The sequence below is a fragment of the Streptomyces sp. NPDC041135 genome, from assembly GCF_055592085.1.
The window spans coordinates 241,800-257,572 of the sequence record NZ_JBVIYZ010000003.1 but is presented as its reverse complement, the minus strand read 5'-3'; the positions used below and the strand labels follow the sequence as shown (position 1 = coordinate 257,572).

The window sequence follows — 15,773 nt, the reverse complement described above, 5'->3', positions numbered from 1 at the left end:
CGGCGGGGGTCCTTCGCGTGGGTCACACCTCCCGCCACGCCTCCAGGGCCAGGCCCGGTTCGTCCTTGCGGCGGGTGAGCAGGAGGCGGCCGGTGGACGGGGACCACGTCGCCGCGACCACCCGGCCGTCCTCGTCGGCGCCCACGCAGACCCGCGCGTCGGCGGGGAGCACCGGGCCGGACGCGGTCCACCATGCGCCCGCGGACTCGTCCTCGGTGGGATAGGCGGCGAACGCCACCCGGCCGTCGGCGGAGCGCTGGGCGAGCAGCGTGCAGTCGTGGCCGTCCAGCGCGCAGCGCACCGCGGAGACGGGGCCGGGGCCCGCCGCGGGCAGCAGGGCGACGGGCCGGGCGCCGGGTCGCCAGGCGCACAGTGCGCCCGCCTCGTCGGTGTGGAAGAGGGTGGTGGCCTCCGGGGAGGTGGCCAGCGCGCGCAGGGTGCCGGGGCGGACCGGGGTGCCGGCCGTCTCCGCCGGCACCGGCTGCGCGCCCGGCTTCTCCTGGCGCCAGCGCAGCAGGCCGCCGGGCGCGGCCGCGAACAGTTCGACCAGGCCGGACTCCCCGGTCACGGCCGCCAGGTCCGCGTGCACCTCCCGGCCGCCGAGGTCCCGCCAGGGGTCCCAGCCGCCCTTCTCCTTCTGGGCGCGCATGCTGACTCCGCCGTCCCGGTTGCGCACGAACACATGGGCCCGGCCCCGCGCGTCCACGGCGACCGCGGGCGGACCGAGGCGCTCGCCCCTGGTGTGCGGATGGCCGATCGGCTGCCAGTCCAGGGCGGCGAGGTGGGACCGGAAGTGGGTGGAGTGCACCAGGCCCGACTCGCCGTTCGTGGTGGGCCGCCAGGACACCAGGTGGGCATATCCGTCGGCGCCCTGCCCGACGGCGAGGACGGGGTGCAGCCGCTGCTCGCCGCCCACCGTGCGGGGGGCGCTCCAGCGGCCGCCGGGGCCGCGCTCCGCCCGGCACCGGACGGCGTCGCCCGACAGCTGGTAGACACTGAGCCGCCCGTCGCGGCCGCGTATGAGCCAGTCGCCGTTCACCGGTTCACCTTAAGCGGGGGCGGCCCGGGCCGGGTGACCGGTCCGGCGGCGGCCGGGGCGTGGGACGCTGGGGCGCATGGACGAGCAGGACTGCCCGGTGGTGATCGTCGACGCGGCGAACGTCGTCGGGTCGGTGCCCGACGGCTGGTGGCGGGACCGCGCCGGGGCCGCGGCACGGCTGCGGGACCGGCTGGCCGCGGGAGGCGTGCCGCATCTCGCGGGGTCCGCCGAGATCGTGCTGGTGGTGGAGGGCGCGGCCCGCGGGGTGGAGTCCGTGCCCGGCGTACGGGTGGAGGCGGCGGCCGGCAGCGGCGACGACCGGATCGTGGAGCTGGTCGCCGGGCACACCGGCGGGCCGGTGCTGGTGGTGACCGCCGACCGGGAGCTGCGGCGCCGGGTGACCCGGCTCGGCGCCGAGGTGACCGGGCCGCGCACGGTACGCGGCTGAGATCCGGGGGCGTCAGGGGGCGCCGGGCACGCGGGCGTACAGGACGGCCCCGTCGACCTCCCCCACCTTCGCGTAGCGCGCGGCCAGCAGCCGCCGGAGGGTGGGGACGCGGTCGGGGCCGTACGGCTTGCCCCGGGAGTCGTCGATCACCAGCTCGGGAGCGTGCGCGGCCAGCTCCGCCCGGAAGACCGGCCAGGCGCCGTCGACGGCGTACCGCTCGCCGACCCGGGGCCCGTCGCGGCCGCCGCTGTAGTTGGTGAGCAGGCCCGCGGTGAGGTAGCGGGTGGCGGGGGTGCGGCCGGCCAGCCAGTACGTCTCCGGGTGCATGCCCCAGACGAGGACGCGGTCGTCCGGGCCGGTGCGCTCGGCGAGGGCGGCCGCCAGCCGCTGGGCGTGGGCGAGTGCGGGGCGCGGGGCGAACAGCCCCCAGGCGAGGAACAGCGCGCAACAGCAGGCCGAGGTGCGCACGGCGGTGGCGCGCCGCTCCGGGGGCAGGGCGTGCAGCGCGGCGGTGGCCAGCAGTGCGGCGGGCGGGGTGAGCTGGAGGTAGTAGTGGCCGAAGAAGTGGAAGCCGAGCAGCACCGCGCCGGCCGACGCGGCCAGCCACAGCCACAGGTCGGCGGTGCCCGTACGGCCCGTGGTGCGCAGGGTCCGCAGGACCGGCGGGAGCAGGCCCGCGCAGCCGGTCGCGAGGAGCGCGCTGTTGACGGCCGCCCGGGCCAGGACGTGCAGTTCGGAGCCGGTGAAGGAGGCGTAGGCGGTGGAGCCGGTGACCGTCCAGAACAGGAACCCGGCCGGGTCGGTGACCAGGGCCGCGCCGAGCACCGGCAGGGCCGCGCCGGCGGCCAGCCGCGCCGGCGCGGCGCGCGGAACGCCGGAGCGGCGCAGCAGCCACAGCACCGGCAGCAGCACCGCGCCGCCGGTCTGCTTGGCGAGGAACGCGCAGGCCAGGGCGGCTCCCGCGGCGCCGAAGCGGCGGCGGTCCGCGCACCACATCGCGGCGGCGGTGCCGGGCAGTATGAACACCTCGAAGGTGGCGGCCTGGGCGTCCTCGGGGTTGAGGCCGACGGAGACCAGCAGGTATAGGACCGCGGCCGTGCGGCCCGCCGTGTCGCCCCAGCGGCGGCGGGCGAGGGAGGCCAGCAGGAGGGCGGTGAGCAGCTGGGCGAGGACCGCGAGGATCCGGACCGGGGTGAGCGAGCCGGAGCCGCAGACCGCGAAGGCGGCCTCGTACAGCCAGGGCACCAGGGGCGGCTTGCGGTCGACGACCGTCTCGTACAGCTGTCCGCCCTGCGTCAGTATGCGTGCCTGGACGGCGAGGTAGCCCTCGTCCGGGCTCCACAGCGGCCGGGCGAAGGAGGGGATCCGGGTGAGGCAGGCCAGGGCGGCCAGCGGGGGGAGCGTCCGCGTCCAGTACGCCGTCCGGGTGGCCGCGGGCCGGGGTGGGACGAGGGGGGCGGCGCGCATGATGAGCACGCTATCCGGCCCCGCGGTCTCCGCCGTGGCGGGACATACGGGGCCGGTCGGGTGCGTGGTGCGGTGCGGTGCGGTGCGGTGCGCGGCGGCGGGGCCGCCCGCCGGGTCCGACCGGGTTACGGCGCCTGCCTCGCCGGGGGCGGGGCGGTCCCGTCGGCCTCGGCGCGCTGCCGCTGGCCGAGGCGGCTGTGGCCGCGGCCGTAGAGGAAGTAGACGACGAAGCCGATGACCATCCAGATGGCGAAGCGGAGCCAGGTCTCGGCGGGCAGGTTGAGCATCAGCCACAGCGAGGCGCACACCGAGAGCACGGGGACCAGCGGCACCATCGGGGTCCGGAAGGAACGTTCCAGGTCGGGGCGGGTCCGGCGCAGGATGATCACGCTGATCGCGACGACCACGAAGGCGAAGAGCGTGCCGATGTTCACCAGTTCGGCGAGTTCACTCAGACTGGTGAAGCCGGCGACGATCGCGATGATCACGCCGAGCAGGATGGTGGGCCGGTAGGGGGTGCGGAACCGCGGGTGGGTGTGCGAGAAGAACCGGGGCAGCAGTCCGTCGCGGCTCATGGCGAAGAACACCCGGGACTGGCCCAGCAGCAGGATCATGCAGACGGTGGTGAGGCCGACGGCGGCGCCGAAGCTGATCAGGCCCGCGAACCAGGGGTGTCCGGTGGCCTTGAAGGCGTCGGCGAGCGGTGCGGTGATGGACAGCGCGCTGTACTTCTGCATGCCGGTGACGACGATCGACACGGCGACGTAGAGCAGGGTGCAGATGATCAGGGAGCCGAAGATGCCGCGCGGCACGTCGCGCTGCGGGTTGCGGGTCTCCTCGGCGGCGGTGGCGACGACGTCGAAGCCGATGAAGGCGAAGAACACCACGGAGGCCGCGGTGAAGATGCCCATGACACCGAAGTCGGAGGGCGCCCAGCCGAACATCAGCTGGATCAGCGGCGCCTGGAGGTTGCCGCCCGGCGGTACCGGTTGCGCCTTCGGGATGAACGGGTGGTAGTTGCCGCTCTGCACGAAGAAGGCGCCCGCGATGATCACGACCAGGACGACGGCGACCTTGATGGCGACGACGACCGAGGTGACCCGCGCGGAGAGCTTCATGCCGACGACGAGGATGGCGGTGAGCACCAGCACCAGGGCGGCGGCGAGGATGTCGAACCCGAATCCGGAGGCCCCGTCCCGGCCGCTGAGCGCCATGGGCAGGTGCCAGCCCGCGTTGTCCAGCAGCGAGTGGATGTAGCCGGACCAGCCGACGGCGACCACCGCCGTGCCCAGCGCCAGCTCCAGCACCAGGTCCCAGCCGATGATCCAGGCGGGGAACTCGCCCAGGGAGGCGTACGAGAACGTGTACGCGGAGCCGGCCACCGGCAGGGTGGAGGCGAACTCCGCGTAGCACAGGGCGGCGAGCGCGCAGACGACACCGGCCACGACGAAGGACAGGGACACGGCGGGACCCGCGGTGTTCTTCGCGGCCGTGCCGGTGAGGACGAAGATGCCGGTGCCGATGATGACACCGACGCCGAAGACCGTGAGGTCGAGGGCGGAGAGGGACTTCTTGAGCGAATGCTCGGGTTCCTCGGTGTCCCGGATGGACTGCTCGACGTTCTTCGTCCTGAACAGCGAACTGCTCACGTGCCTACCTCCCACGCTTGTGAGGCCTCGATATGGCTCAACATGATCGAGAGGGCCGGGATGCGTGTGCCCCGGCACTGGCAGGTTCACGCAGTCGGGCCGGTTCCGCCACCCGAAGGTGAGCGGGAACCGGCCCGGAAGCGGCGTGCTGTCGCGGCTGTGGCGTGTCCTAGTCGCGGGCGGGCTCCACCGAGTCGACGCCGGCGGTGCCGCGGTCGAAGCGGCCGTCCAGCTTGGAGACCAGTCCGGTGACCTGGCGGGCGATGTCCGGGGCGGTCAGCCCGATCTCCGCCAGCACCTCGGCGCGGGAGGCGTGGTCGAGGAAGCGCGGCGGGATGCCGAAGTCGCGCAGCGGTACGTCCACGCCCGCGTCGCGCAGCGCCTGGGCGATCGCGGAGCCGACACCGCCGACCCGGCTGTTGTCCTCGACGGTGACGACCACCCGGTGCCGCTCGGCGAGCGGGGCCATGGCCTCGTCGACGGGCTTGACCCAGCGCGGGTCGACGACGGTGGTGGAGATGCCCTGGCGGTCGAGCAGGGCGGCGATCTCCAGGCACATCGGGGCGAGGGCGCCCACCGAGACCAGCAGCACGTCCGGCCGGTCGGTGCCCGGCTCGCGCAGCACGTCCATGCCGCCGACCCGTCCGACGGCCGGTACGGCGGGGCCGACGGCGCCCTTGGAGAAGCGCACCACGGTCGGCGCGTCGTCGACGGCGACGGCCTCCCGCAGCTGCGCGCGGACCTGGTCGGCGTCGCGCGGGGCGGCCAGCCGGAGGCCGGGGACGACCTGGAGGATCGACATGTCCCACATGCCGTTGTGGGAGGCGCCGTCGGTGCCGGTGACGCCGGCCCGGTCCAGCACGAAGGTGACGCCGCACCGGTGCAGGGCCACGTCCATCAGCACCTGGTCGAAGGCGCGGTTGAGGAAGGTGGCGTAGACGGCGAAGACGGGGTGCACACCGGCGTGCGCCAGGCCCGCCGCGGAGACGGCGCCGTGCTGCTCGGCGATGCCGACGTCGTACACCCGGTCGGGGAAGCGCTTGGCGAAGCGGTCCAGGCCGACCGGCTGGAGCATGGCGGCCGTGATGGCGACGACGTCCTCGCGCTCCTCGCCCAGCTTGACCATCTCGTCGCCGAAGACGGAGGTCCAGTCGGCGCCGGAGGTGGCGATGGGCAGACCGGTGTCGGGGTGGATCTTGCCGACGGCGTGGAAGCGGTCGGCCTCGTCCTGGAGGGCGGGCTGGTAGCCGCGGCCCTTTTCGGTCAGGCAGTGCACGATCACCGGCCCGCCGAACCGCTTGGCCCGGGCCAGCGCCGACTCCAGCGCCTCGATGTCGTGCCCGTCGATGGGGCCGACGTACTTCAGGCCCAGGTCCTCGAACATGCCCTGCGGGGCGATGAAGTCCTTCAGGCCCTTCTTGGCGCCGTGCAGCGTCTCGTACAGCGGCTTGCCGACCACCGGGGTGCGCTCCAGGACCTCCTTGGTGCGGGCCAGGAAGCGCTCGTAGCCGTCGGTGGTGCGCAGCGTGGCGAGGTGGTTGGCGAGGCCGCCGATGGTCGGGGCGTAGGAGCGCTCGTTGTCGTTGACGACGATGACGAGCGGGCGGTCCCTGGCGTCGGCGATGTTGTTCAGCGCCTCCCAGGCCATGCCGCCGGTCAGCGCGCCGTCACCGATGACGGCGACGACCCGGTGGTCGTTCTTCAGCAGCTGGTTGGCCTTGGCGATGCCGTCGGCCCAGCCGAGCACGGTGGAGGCGTGGCTGTTCTCGATGACGTCGTGCTCGGACTCGGCCTGCGAGGGGTAACCGGACAGGCCGCCCTTCATCTTCAGCCGGGAGAAGTCCTGGCGGCCGGTGAGCAGCTTGTGCACGTAGGACTGGTGGCCCGTGTCCCACAGGACCTTGTCCTTCGGGGACTCGAAGACACGGTGCAGGGCGATGGTCAGCTCCACCACGCCGAGGTTGGGGCCGAGGTGGCCGCCGGTCTTGGAGACGGCGTCGACGAGGAAGGTCCGGATCTCCCCGGCCAGCTGGGCCAGCTCCTCCGGGCTGAGCCGGTCCAGATCGCGCGGTCCCCTGATGCGGGTCAGCAGCGGCACCCGTGCCTCCTTGCAGTAAAAGCTGATCGAGCTGTTGCCGGGCTCGTCGAGTCTAATGTTCCGCCCGGGCGGCGAACGTCCGGGCCGTGACGGGACACGTCCCGGTTGGGCCGTACCCACTGTGCGCCCGTCCCAAGACACGGCTGCGCCCGGCACCACCAGGGTGCCGGGCGACAGGGTGCGGCCGGTGCCCGGGGTCCGGGCACCGGCCGCCGGGGGGCCTAGGCGCGGCCCGCCGTCTTCTGCGTCTTGCGGGTGAGGGAGTCGATGACCACCGTGGTCAGCAGCACCGCGGCGGTGATCATGTACTTCACCGGCTCCGCGATGGACTCCAGCTGGAGGCCGTACTGGATGGAGACGATCACCAGCACACCGAGCAGCGCGTTCCAGGTGCGGCCCCGCCCGCCGAACAGCGAGGTACCGCCGATGACGGCCGCGGCGATCGCGTTCATCAGCAGGTCACCGGTACCGGCGCTCTGGTTGGCCGACGCGATCTTGGAGGCCAGGAACAGACCGCCGATGGCCGCGAAGCCGCCCGAGATGCCGAAGACGGAGATCCGCACCGCGGTGACGTTGATGCCGGCCCGCCGGGACGCCTCGACGCTGCCGCCGAGCGCGAAGATCTTGCGGCCGTAGGAGGTGCGGCGCAGCAGGAAGTCGGTGGCGACCAGGAACGCCAGGAAGACGACCGTGGCCAGCGGCAGGCCCTTGTACTGGTTGTACATGTAGGCGGCCGCGAAGGAGACCACGGCCAGCAGGCCGGTGCGCAGCAGCGTGTCGCTGAGCGGCCGGGACGGGACGCCCGCGGCCTCGCGGCGGCGGTTGCCCAGGAAGGAGCTGACGAAGAACAGCACCACCACGATCGCGGCGAGCCCGTAGGCGGCGGCCACGTCGGCGAAGAAGTACGTGGTCAGCTTGCCGATCAGACCGTCGCTGTCGAGGTTGATCGTGCCGTTCTCGCCCAGCACCTTGAGCATGAAGCCCAGCCAGAACAGCAGGCCGGCCAGGGTGACGGCGAAGGCGGGGGCGCCGAGCACCGCGAAGAAGAAGCCGTGCAGGGCGCCGATGGCCACACCGGCGGCGACGGCGACGAGGACGGCCGCCCACTCGGGCCAGCCCTGGTTGACCGCGAGGACGGCCGCGAGGGCGCTGGCCGCGCCGCTGACCGAACCGACGGACAGGTCGATCTCGCCGAGCAGCAGCACGAAGACGATGCCGACGGAGATCATGCCCGTGCCGACCATGGTGACGGTGATGTCACTGATGTTCTGCGCGGACAGGAAGTTGGAGTTGAGGACCTGGAAGATGATGCAGATCGCCGCCAGGCCGAGGATGACGGGCATGGAGCCCAGCTCGCCGGCCTTCATCTTCCGCTTGAACTCGCTCCAGTAGCCGAGCAGGCCCTGTTCGCGGACGAGGAGGCGGGGGTCGACCGCGGTGACCGCGGCGGCCGCGGCCTCGGGGTTCACCACGGCGTGCGCGTCCTGCGCGCTCGTGGAGGTCTTGTCGATGCTCACTTGGAAACCTCCCCGGTCGTGCGCGCCGCACGGCGGGTCACGGCGTTGTCGGTGGCGCCGGTGATGGCCGAGATGATCTCTTCCTGCGAGGTCGACTTGACCCCGAAGACGCCGTTGTTGCGGCCCAGGCGCAGGACGGCGACCTTGTCGGCCACCGCCTTCACGTCGGCCATGTTGTGGCTGATGAGGATGACGGCGTGGCCGCGCTCGCGCAGCCGCTCGACCAGGTCGAGGACCTGGGCGGTCTGCTCGACACCGAGGGCCGCGGTGGGCTCGTCGAGGATGACCAGCTTGGGCTCGCCGAGCATGGAACGGGCGATGGCCACGGTCTGGCGCTGACCGCCGGAGAGCGAGGCGATCGGGATGCGGACGCTCGGGATGCGGATCGACAGCGTGGTGAGCAGCTCGCGGGCGCGGCGCTCCATCTCGACCTCGTCGAGGACGCCCCACTTCTTCAGCTCACGGCCGAGGAAGAGGTTGCCGACGACGTCGATGTTGTCGCACAGCGCGAGGTCCTGGTAGACCGTCGCGATGCCCAGGGCCTGGGCGTCGTGCGGCCTGCTGATCGAAACGGGCTTGCCGTCCCATTCGATGACGCCCTCATCGATGGGGTGCACGCCGGCGATCGTCTTGACCAGCGTGGACTTTCCGGCGCCGTTGTCGCCCACCAGGGCGACCACTTCACCGGCGTGGACCTCAAGCTCTACGTCGGTGAGCGCCTGAACGGCACCGAACCGCTTGGAGACCCCGCGCAACGCCAGCACGGGCGTAGCGGACACGTGAACCATCTCCTTCGCCGCCTGACCCGGCGGGAGGTTGTGCAGAAGTTTGGGGGGAGTTTCCGTCCGGCGCCCCGCGCCGAGCTTGCGGGGCTGTCTGAATGCGCGGAGCGCCGGAGGGAGCTTATTGCAGCGAGGCTGCTACTTGAGACCGAGCTTGTCGCAGGCCGACTTGTACTTGCCCGTGCAGATGTCGGCGACGGTGTAGACGCCGTCCTTGATCACGGTGTCCTTGATGTTGTCCTTGGTCAGCGCGGTGACGCCGACGAGGACCGAGGGGACGTCCGTGGCGGAGCCGCTGGAGACCTTGTCCTTGGCGACCGAGTCGAGCGACTTGCCCTGGGCGAGCGCCACGGCCATCTCGGCGGCGGCCTCGGCCTCGGGGGCGTAGGGCTTGTAGACGCTCATGTACTGGTCACCGGTGACGATGCGCTGCACACCGGCCAGCTCGGCGTCCTGGCCGGTGACCGGCACGGACAGGTTCGCGGCCTTCAGAGCGGTGATGATACCGCCGGCCATGCCGTCGTTGGCCGAGTACACGCCCGCGATCTTCTTCGCGCCGAGGGCGGAGATCGCCGTCTCCATCTCGGAGTTGGCGTTGTCCGGCGACCACTCCTTGGTGTCGTACTCCTTGGCGATGGTCACCTTGCCGTCCAGGACCGAGTGCGCGCCCTTCTTGAACTGCGCGGCGTTCGGGTCGGTGACCGAACCGTTGACCATGACGATCTTGGAGGACTTGGTGGCCTTGTCGCCCAGCGCCTTCAGCAGGGCCTCGCCCTGGGTCTTGCCGACCTGCTCGTTGTCGAACGAGGTGTAGGCGCTGATCGGGCCCTCGGCGAGGCGGTCGTACGCGACGACCTTGATGCCGGCGTCCTTGGCCTTCTGGACCGAGTTCTGGATCGCCTTGGCGTCCACGGCGTCCACGATGAGCACGTCCACCTTGTTGGTGATCATCGTGTCGACCTGCTGCGCCTGCAGGTTCGCGTCCTGGCGGGCGTTGTTGTACTGGATCTCGGCCTTGTTGTTCGTCAGCTCCTTGATCTTCTTCTCGATCAGCGGCCGGTCGAACTTCTCGTACCGAGCGGTCTTGTTCTCCGGAAGCAGGAGACCGACCTTGATGTTGTCGCCCTTCGTGGCGGACGCCGACGACGAGGAGCTGTCGTCGCCCTTCGACTCCTTGGCACTGCCACAGGCGGCCAGCGAGACGGCCATCGCACCAGCGGCAACGGCAACGGCGGCACGACGCATACGCGTGTTCACTTCGAAAACCTCCCTGACGAGGCCGCGACGTTGCGGCCGAGGTGGCTGGAAGTCAACTCGGCCACACGTGCGACGTCAAGAAGTAAATCCTTAACGAGATGGCAACGGTGCCATCCGTTCTCTAAGTGAAGGCAGGGGTCGCCGTCGGCAGCGTGTCGGTGACAGAACCGTCCAACAGGGTCGAATCGCCCATCTCGCTCAAGGCGAGGGCGAGCGCTCCGAGCACCTCCGCACGGCCCCCAAGTGCCCCGGGGAGAACGGACAGTTGACGCGCCGCGCTGGGGATGGCGTAGCGGCCGACGGACTCCCTGATCGGCCCGAGGACCAGCTCGCCGGCCTCGGCGAGATCGCCGCCCAGGACCACCCGGCTCGGGTTCAGCAGGTTGCAGAGATTGGCGACTCCACTGCCGATGTGACGGCCGACGTCGGCGATCACCCGACGGCAGCCCGGATCTCCGTCCCGGGCCAGCCTCACGACGCCCTCCATCGTCAGATCGGTGCCATGACTGGACTGGAGCAGCGGCAGCACGTAGCGCGCGGCCGCGAAGGTCTCCAGGCAGCCCCGGTTGCCGCAGCGGCAGACCGGGCCGGATTCATCGAGTGTAATATGCCCGATTTCGCCTGCTGTGCCGCCCGGGCCGCGATAGATCTTCCCGTCGATCACCAGACCGGCGCCGACACCGCTGGCGACCTTGATGTAAGCAAGGTCACGTACGCCCTTGCCGCTGCCCCACACCAGTTCCCCGAGCGCGCCCAGGTTGGCGTCGTTGTCCACGTGCACCGGCACGCCGAGCCGCCCCCGCAGCTCCTCGGCGGGCTTGGCACCGGTCCAGCCCGGCAGGATCGCCGTGGAGCCGAGACTGCCGGACTCCACGTCGATCGGGCCCGGTACGCCCAGGCCGATGCCGGCGATCTTCGAGCGGTCCACGCCCGTCGCGTCGATCAGGCGGTTGACCAGCTCCTCGGCCCGGTCGAACCCCTGGGTCGCGGACGCGTCCACGTCCAGCGGCTCGGACTCCTCGGCCAGCACCTGGTGCGCCAGGTTCCCGATCGCCACCCGTAGGTGGGTATGGCCGAAATCGACCCCGATCACGATTCCCGCGTCCCCGCTCAGCGAGACGCTGCGGGCCCGCCGCCCGCCCGCCGAGGTGGGCGTGACCTCGACCGTTCCGCCGTCCTTCAGCTCGCGCACGATATTGGAGACCGTCGCGGCGGACAGGCCGGTCGTCCGCGCGATCTCCGCCTGCGTGAGCGACCCGGCCAGCCGCACCGCCCGTACGACTCGTTCCAGGTTGGCTCGGTGCAGCGACGACTGCGACCCCGGAGTCTCCATCGACTCATCCACTCCCGCCATCGGCCGGGCGGCCCCTGCGCCGCCCGTGGCCCAGGTCACATCCGCGGAACCGGGCCACTTACAAGTTATGAACTCCAAGCTCTGCTGAACGGGTTACCGCAGTCAAGTCCTTGACGGAAATACCCGAGGGTTCCTTGGTCGCGCCCAGGACATCCTCCGGCCACCCCGGCGCCACCGCGGAGCAGGGCGGGATTCCTCGCGCGGGCCGCCGCGGCGGGGCCCGGAAGCCCCGGTGAGAGGTGCGGCACAGTGCGGCGCCGAGGAGAGCGGGCAGGCGCCGCACCGTTCAGACAAGGAAACCGGGGCGCGCGACCGTGACCGGACCGTGACCTGATTCCGGGGCGGCGGAGGCGGCGGGGCGCGGTCCGGGCCGGCGGGGTGCGCATCACCAGTGCGAACAGGACCCGGGCGTGGAGGGACCGCGAGGCCCGTACGGTCCCCGCGGTCCGGTGTGCCGCTCCGCCCGCCCGGGCGGTGATCCGCGCCGGGTTACTTCAGCGCCCCCGCGGTGAGCCCCTGCACCACCTGCCGCTGGAAGACGATGTACGCCGCCAGGACGGGCAGCATGGCCATCACCAGGCCAGCGAAGAGGCCGGACCAGTCACCCTTGTAGCCCTGGCTGACCGCCAGCTGGACCAGGCCCTGGGTGAGGACGTGCTTGTCGGGGTCGGTGTTGAGGACCGTGGGCAGCATGTACTGGTTCCACTGGCCCAGGAAGTTGAAGATGCCGACGCTGATCAGGCCGGGCTTGGCCATGGGCAGCATGATCTGGAAGAACGTCCGGGTGTGGGAGGCGCCGTCGACGAAGGCCGCCTCCGCCACCGAGGTGGGCAGGGTGCGGAAGAAGGCCGTCAGGAAGAACACCGTGAACGGCAGCGAGTACGCGATGTAGACCAGGATCAGCCCGTGGATGGTGTTCAGCAGCCCCAGGTTGTTCACCACGTAGAACAGCGGGACCAGCGCGAGCATGATCGGGAAGCTCATGCCGCCGACGAAGAGGTAGTAGATGAACCGGTTGCCGGGGAAGTCGAAGCGGGCCAGGACGTACGCCGCCATGGAGCCCAGCACCAGGGTGCCGACCAGCGAGCCCCCGACCACCAGCACCGTGTTCACGAAGTAGTCGCTCATGTGGGCGTCGGTCCAGGCCCGCGCCCAGTTGTCGAGGTGCAGCCGGTCCGGCAGCGCCCAGGGCGAGGTGAAGATGGAGTTGTCGTCCTTGAAGGACGTCATCACCGCCCACAGCAGTGGGGTGACCACCATGACCGCCCAGATGACCAGGACGCCGTGGGAGAAGACGTTGAGGACGCCGCCCTCCCGCTTCGGCCGGGCCGGCGGCGCCGGGGGCGGCACGGTCGGGAGGACGGGCGCGCCGGACTCGGCCGGCAGGGGCGCGGGGGTCTCGGTCGTCTTCATGGGCTTCAGAACTCCAGCCGCTCGCGACGGCCCAGCCGCATCACGACCGCGGCGAAGGCGAGCGTGACGACGAGCAGGGCGACGCCGATGGTGGTGGCGTAGGCGGCCTGACCGTCCCGGAACGCCTTCTGGTACACGTACAGGACCATCACGGTCGTCGAGTAGTCGGGGCCGCCCGGTCCTGTCGTCATGATCTGTACGACTGCGAACGACTCGGCGCCCAGCGCGAGGATGCCCAGGTACACCCAGCCGGACTGCACGGTGCCCCACAGCAGCGGCAGGGTGATACGGAAGAAGGTGGCGGCCCGGCCGGCGCCGTCCAGCAGCGCCGCCTCGTACAGGTCGGCCGGGATGGAGGCCATGCCCGCCGAGAACAGCACCACGAAGAAGCCGACCGTGGACCAGACGAGCACCGCCATCACGCACCACAGCGCCAGGTCCGGGTCGCCCAGCCACAGGGGCTGGAGCGAGCCGAGCCCGATGCCGCGCAGGACCGAGTTGATCGCGCCGCTGTCCGGGTTGTACGCGAAGGCGAACAGCAGCGAGACGATCGCGATGGACAGCACCTGCGGAAAGAAATAGACGATTTTGTAGAAGCCGGAGCCGCGGACCCCGGTGATGACCGGGCCGCCCTTCCGGTGCCGTCCGCCCACATTGAGCATGAAGGCGAAGAACAGCGCCAGACCGAGTGTCACCAGCGGCAGCACGAGCGCGAAGAGCAGACTGTGCTGCAACGACTTCCAGAAGATGTCGTCGTGGAACATCCTCGTGTAGTTGTCGAAGCCGACCATCGTGAATTCGGGGCTCAGCCCGGTCCAGTCCGTGAAGGAGTAGTAGATGGACTGGATGAACGGCCATACGACGAAAAGCGCGTACAACCCCAGGGGAACCGCCAGGAACCCCACGATGAACCGGTACTTGCCGTGCTGCATTACGTCCGACCCCGATCTCTGGGCGGTTGCCGCCGCTGGTGACGCCTCATCGGTCCAGGCTCACTGGTGCTTGTAGTGCTTGATCGACGTGTCCTTCGCGGCCTCGTCGGCGAAGCCCTGGATCTTCTTGATGGCCTCCGTCGGGGTGAGCCGGCCGGCCATCATCTCGCCGAGCCCGGACACGCCGATCTTCTCCTTCTGCAACTGCACGTACCAGTCCTGGAGGCGGGGGTTCACCACGTTCTGGCCGGCCTTCTCCAGCGCGGCGACGCCCGACTTCAGCCCCGGGGTGAGGCTGATGCCGCTGGTGCCGCCGTTGTAGGCGGTCAGCGACTTCACCTTCGCGGTGAAGTTCTTCGAGGAGGCCTCGCTCAGCATGATGCGCAGCTGCTCCATGCCGCCCGCACCGTTCCTCGCCTTGGCCGGTACCACGAACGGCTCACCGCCGGAGGCCCAGATGGTGCCGAACGGCATCTTGTCGGAGGAGTCGATGCCGGTGGGCGCGGAGACGGCGAGGCCGAAGTCGGCCGGGATGACGTTGGCGGACTCGTTCTCCACCCAGGAGCCGTTCGGGATGAACAGCGCCTTGCCCTTGGCCCAGGCGGTCTGCGACTGGATGTGGTCCAGGCCCGGAGTGCCCCTGAGGACGTAGCCCTTCTTGTACAGCTCGTAGTACGCCTCGAAACAGGCCTTGACCGCCGGGTGCTTCCAGGCGTTCGGCTCCAGGTTGTCGATGGCGTCCAGCACCTCACGGCCGCCGACCTTGCCGATCATCGGGTACAGCGAGAAGGGCAGGTAGTACGGGTACTTGCCCGCGTACGTCCAGCCCGCCATGCCCTTCTTCTTGGCCTTCGCGCACACGGCCAGCATCTCGTCCCAGGTCTCGGGATAGGTGGCGTCCAGCGAGTCCAGCGCCTTCTGCGAGTACCAGACGCCGTAGACGGTGTAGGCGTAGTAGAGGATCCACACCGGCGCGCCGTCGAACTGGCCCATCTCCACGATGCCGGGGCGCAGCGTGTCGCGGACCTTCTTGGCCGGGTCGTCGTAGGAGGGCGCGTCCAGCAGCGGGGTGAGGTCGGCGAGCTGCTTCTTGCCGACCAGGACGCCCATGTCCATCTGCTCGGCGCCGGAGTTGTCGATGAGGTCGGGCGGGTTGCCCTGGTTGAAGCGGGGCTGGAGGGTCGACTGGATCTTCTGGGTGGCGGCGAACTTCACCTTGGCCTTGGGGAAGCTCTTCTCGTAGAGCTTCACCGCGTCCTCGGCGTACTCCTTGCCGAAACCGCCGTCGAAGAGGACGAATTCCATCCCTGTGGTCTCATTGACCGCGAGCGGGTTCTTCGCGGTCTTCTTGCCCGATTTGGCCTTGCCCTGATCGTCGCCGCCACTGCTGGCGCACGCCGAAAGGAAGCCCACCGTGGGTACGGAGAGCAGGCCGAGCGCGGCGGACCGCTTGATCAGATCACGGCGGCCGACTCCTTCGGTTCCGTGCTGTGCTGCGGAACCTTCTGCACCGTGATTCGTTGCGGAGGTGGATCCCATGCTCAAGTCCTCGCCTTCTCCAGGACTCAGGCGGTGTACCGGATCCTCCCCGGCACCGCGGTCGGGTAGTGCTGGGTCGTGCAGGGAAACGCCCGACAGGTATAGTCCACTTCCCGCCAGCGGAGCAAGATCGAATGCAAGGTTGTCCATGGGTCTTTTCCGAGTTGAGACCTCGCGGAAATATGAGCGCCCAACGGGTGCCTCGCCGGAAAAATCCCCGACATGACCCCCCGGACGCCCCGACCAACACCCTTGACAGCAACGGCCACTTGACCACC

At 70.5% G+C, this 15,773-nt stretch carries 12 protein-coding genes; 1 reads left to right on the top strand and 11 read right to left on the bottom strand.

Going from position 1 to position 15,773, the window contains the following annotated elements:
* Nucleotides 1–22: 22 nt before the first annotated feature.
* Nucleotides 23–1,039, bottom strand: a complete 1,017-nt coding sequence (locus ACZ6CZ_RS09385) for a PLL family lectin (protein WP_469017069.1) — start codon at nt 1,037–1,039, stop codon at nt 23–25.
* Between the two features lie 76 nt (nt 1,040–1,115).
* Between ACZ6CZ_RS09385 and ACZ6CZ_RS09380 the strand changes: the two genes are divergently transcribed.
* Entirely contained in the window at nt 1,116–1,487 is a 372-nt protein-coding gene (locus tag ACZ6CZ_RS09380; protein ID WP_469017067.1) for an NYN domain-containing protein, read from the top strand.
* Between the two features lie 12 nt (nt 1,488–1,499).
* On the opposite strand, the gene ACZ6CZ_RS09375 is transcribed toward ACZ6CZ_RS09380, so the two are convergent.
* The 10 genes from ACZ6CZ_RS09375 to ngcE all read right to left on the bottom strand — a co-directional run bounded on the left by ACZ6CZ_RS09375 (nt 1,500) and on the right by ngcE (nt 15,495).
* The gene (locus ACZ6CZ_RS09375) at nt 1,500–2,954 is read right to left on the bottom strand and encodes a glycosyltransferase family 39 protein (protein WP_469017065.1); all 1,455 of its coding nucleotides are present in this window, start codon (nt 2,952–2,954) and stop codon (nt 1,500–1,502) included.
* 125 nt (nt 2,955–3,079) lie between these two features.
* Nucleotides 3,080–4,603, bottom strand: coding sequence for an amino acid permease (locus tag ACZ6CZ_RS09370; RefSeq protein WP_469017062.1), 1,524 nt, complete (start codon nt 4,601–4,603; stop codon nt 3,080–3,082).
* A 169-nt stretch (nt 4,604–4,772) separates the two neighbouring features.
* The gene (gene dxs / locus ACZ6CZ_RS09365) at nt 4,773–6,701 is read right to left on the bottom strand and encodes a 1-deoxy-D-xylulose-5-phosphate synthase (RefSeq protein WP_469017060.1); all 1,929 of its coding nucleotides are present in this window, start codon (nt 6,699–6,701) and stop codon (nt 4,773–4,775) included.
* A gap of 221 nt (nt 6,702–6,922) precedes the next feature.
* A complete protein-coding gene (locus ACZ6CZ_RS09360) occupies nt 6,923–8,218 on the bottom strand; it encodes a sugar ABC transporter permease (protein ID WP_469017057.1) in 1,296 nt (431 codons plus the stop codon).
* Nucleotides 8,215–9,006 (bottom strand): ATP-binding cassette domain-containing protein, encoded by a 792-nt coding sequence (locus ACZ6CZ_RS09355; protein ID WP_469017055.1) that lies wholly within the window; start codon nt 9,004–9,006, stop codon nt 8,215–8,217. Before ACZ6CZ_RS09355 ends, ACZ6CZ_RS09360 begins: the two co-directional genes overlap by 4 nt.
* 132 nt (nt 9,007–9,138) lie before the next feature.
* Nucleotides 9,139–10,245, bottom strand: a complete 1,107-nt coding sequence (locus ACZ6CZ_RS09350; RefSeq protein WP_469017893.1) for a sugar ABC transporter substrate-binding protein — start codon at nt 10,243–10,245, stop codon at nt 9,139–9,141.
* A 133-nt stretch (nt 10,246–10,378) separates the two neighbouring features.
* Complete coding sequence (locus ACZ6CZ_RS09345) at nt 10,379–11,590, bottom strand: ROK family transcriptional regulator (RefSeq protein ID WP_469017052.1); 1,212 nt, start codon at nt 11,588–11,590, stop codon at nt 10,379–10,381.
* 510 nt (nt 11,591–12,100) lie between these two features.
* A complete protein-coding gene (locus ACZ6CZ_RS09340) occupies nt 12,101–13,024 on the bottom strand; it encodes a carbohydrate ABC transporter permease (RefSeq protein WP_469017049.1) in 924 nt (307 codons plus the stop codon).
* 5 nt (nt 13,025–13,029) lie between these two features.
* Nucleotides 13,030–13,956: a carbohydrate ABC transporter permease gene (locus ACZ6CZ_RS09335; protein WP_469017047.1), complete on the bottom strand. Its 927-nt coding sequence runs from the start codon at nt 13,954–13,956 to the stop codon at nt 13,030–13,032.
* 60 nt (nt 13,957–14,016) lie between these two features.
* Complete coding sequence (ngcE, locus tag ACZ6CZ_RS09330) at nt 14,017–15,495, bottom strand: N-acetylglucosamine/diacetylchitobiose ABC transporter substrate-binding protein (protein ID WP_469017044.1); 1,479 nt, start codon at nt 15,493–15,495, stop codon at nt 14,017–14,019.
* Nucleotides 15,496–15,773 lie beyond the last annotated feature (278 nt).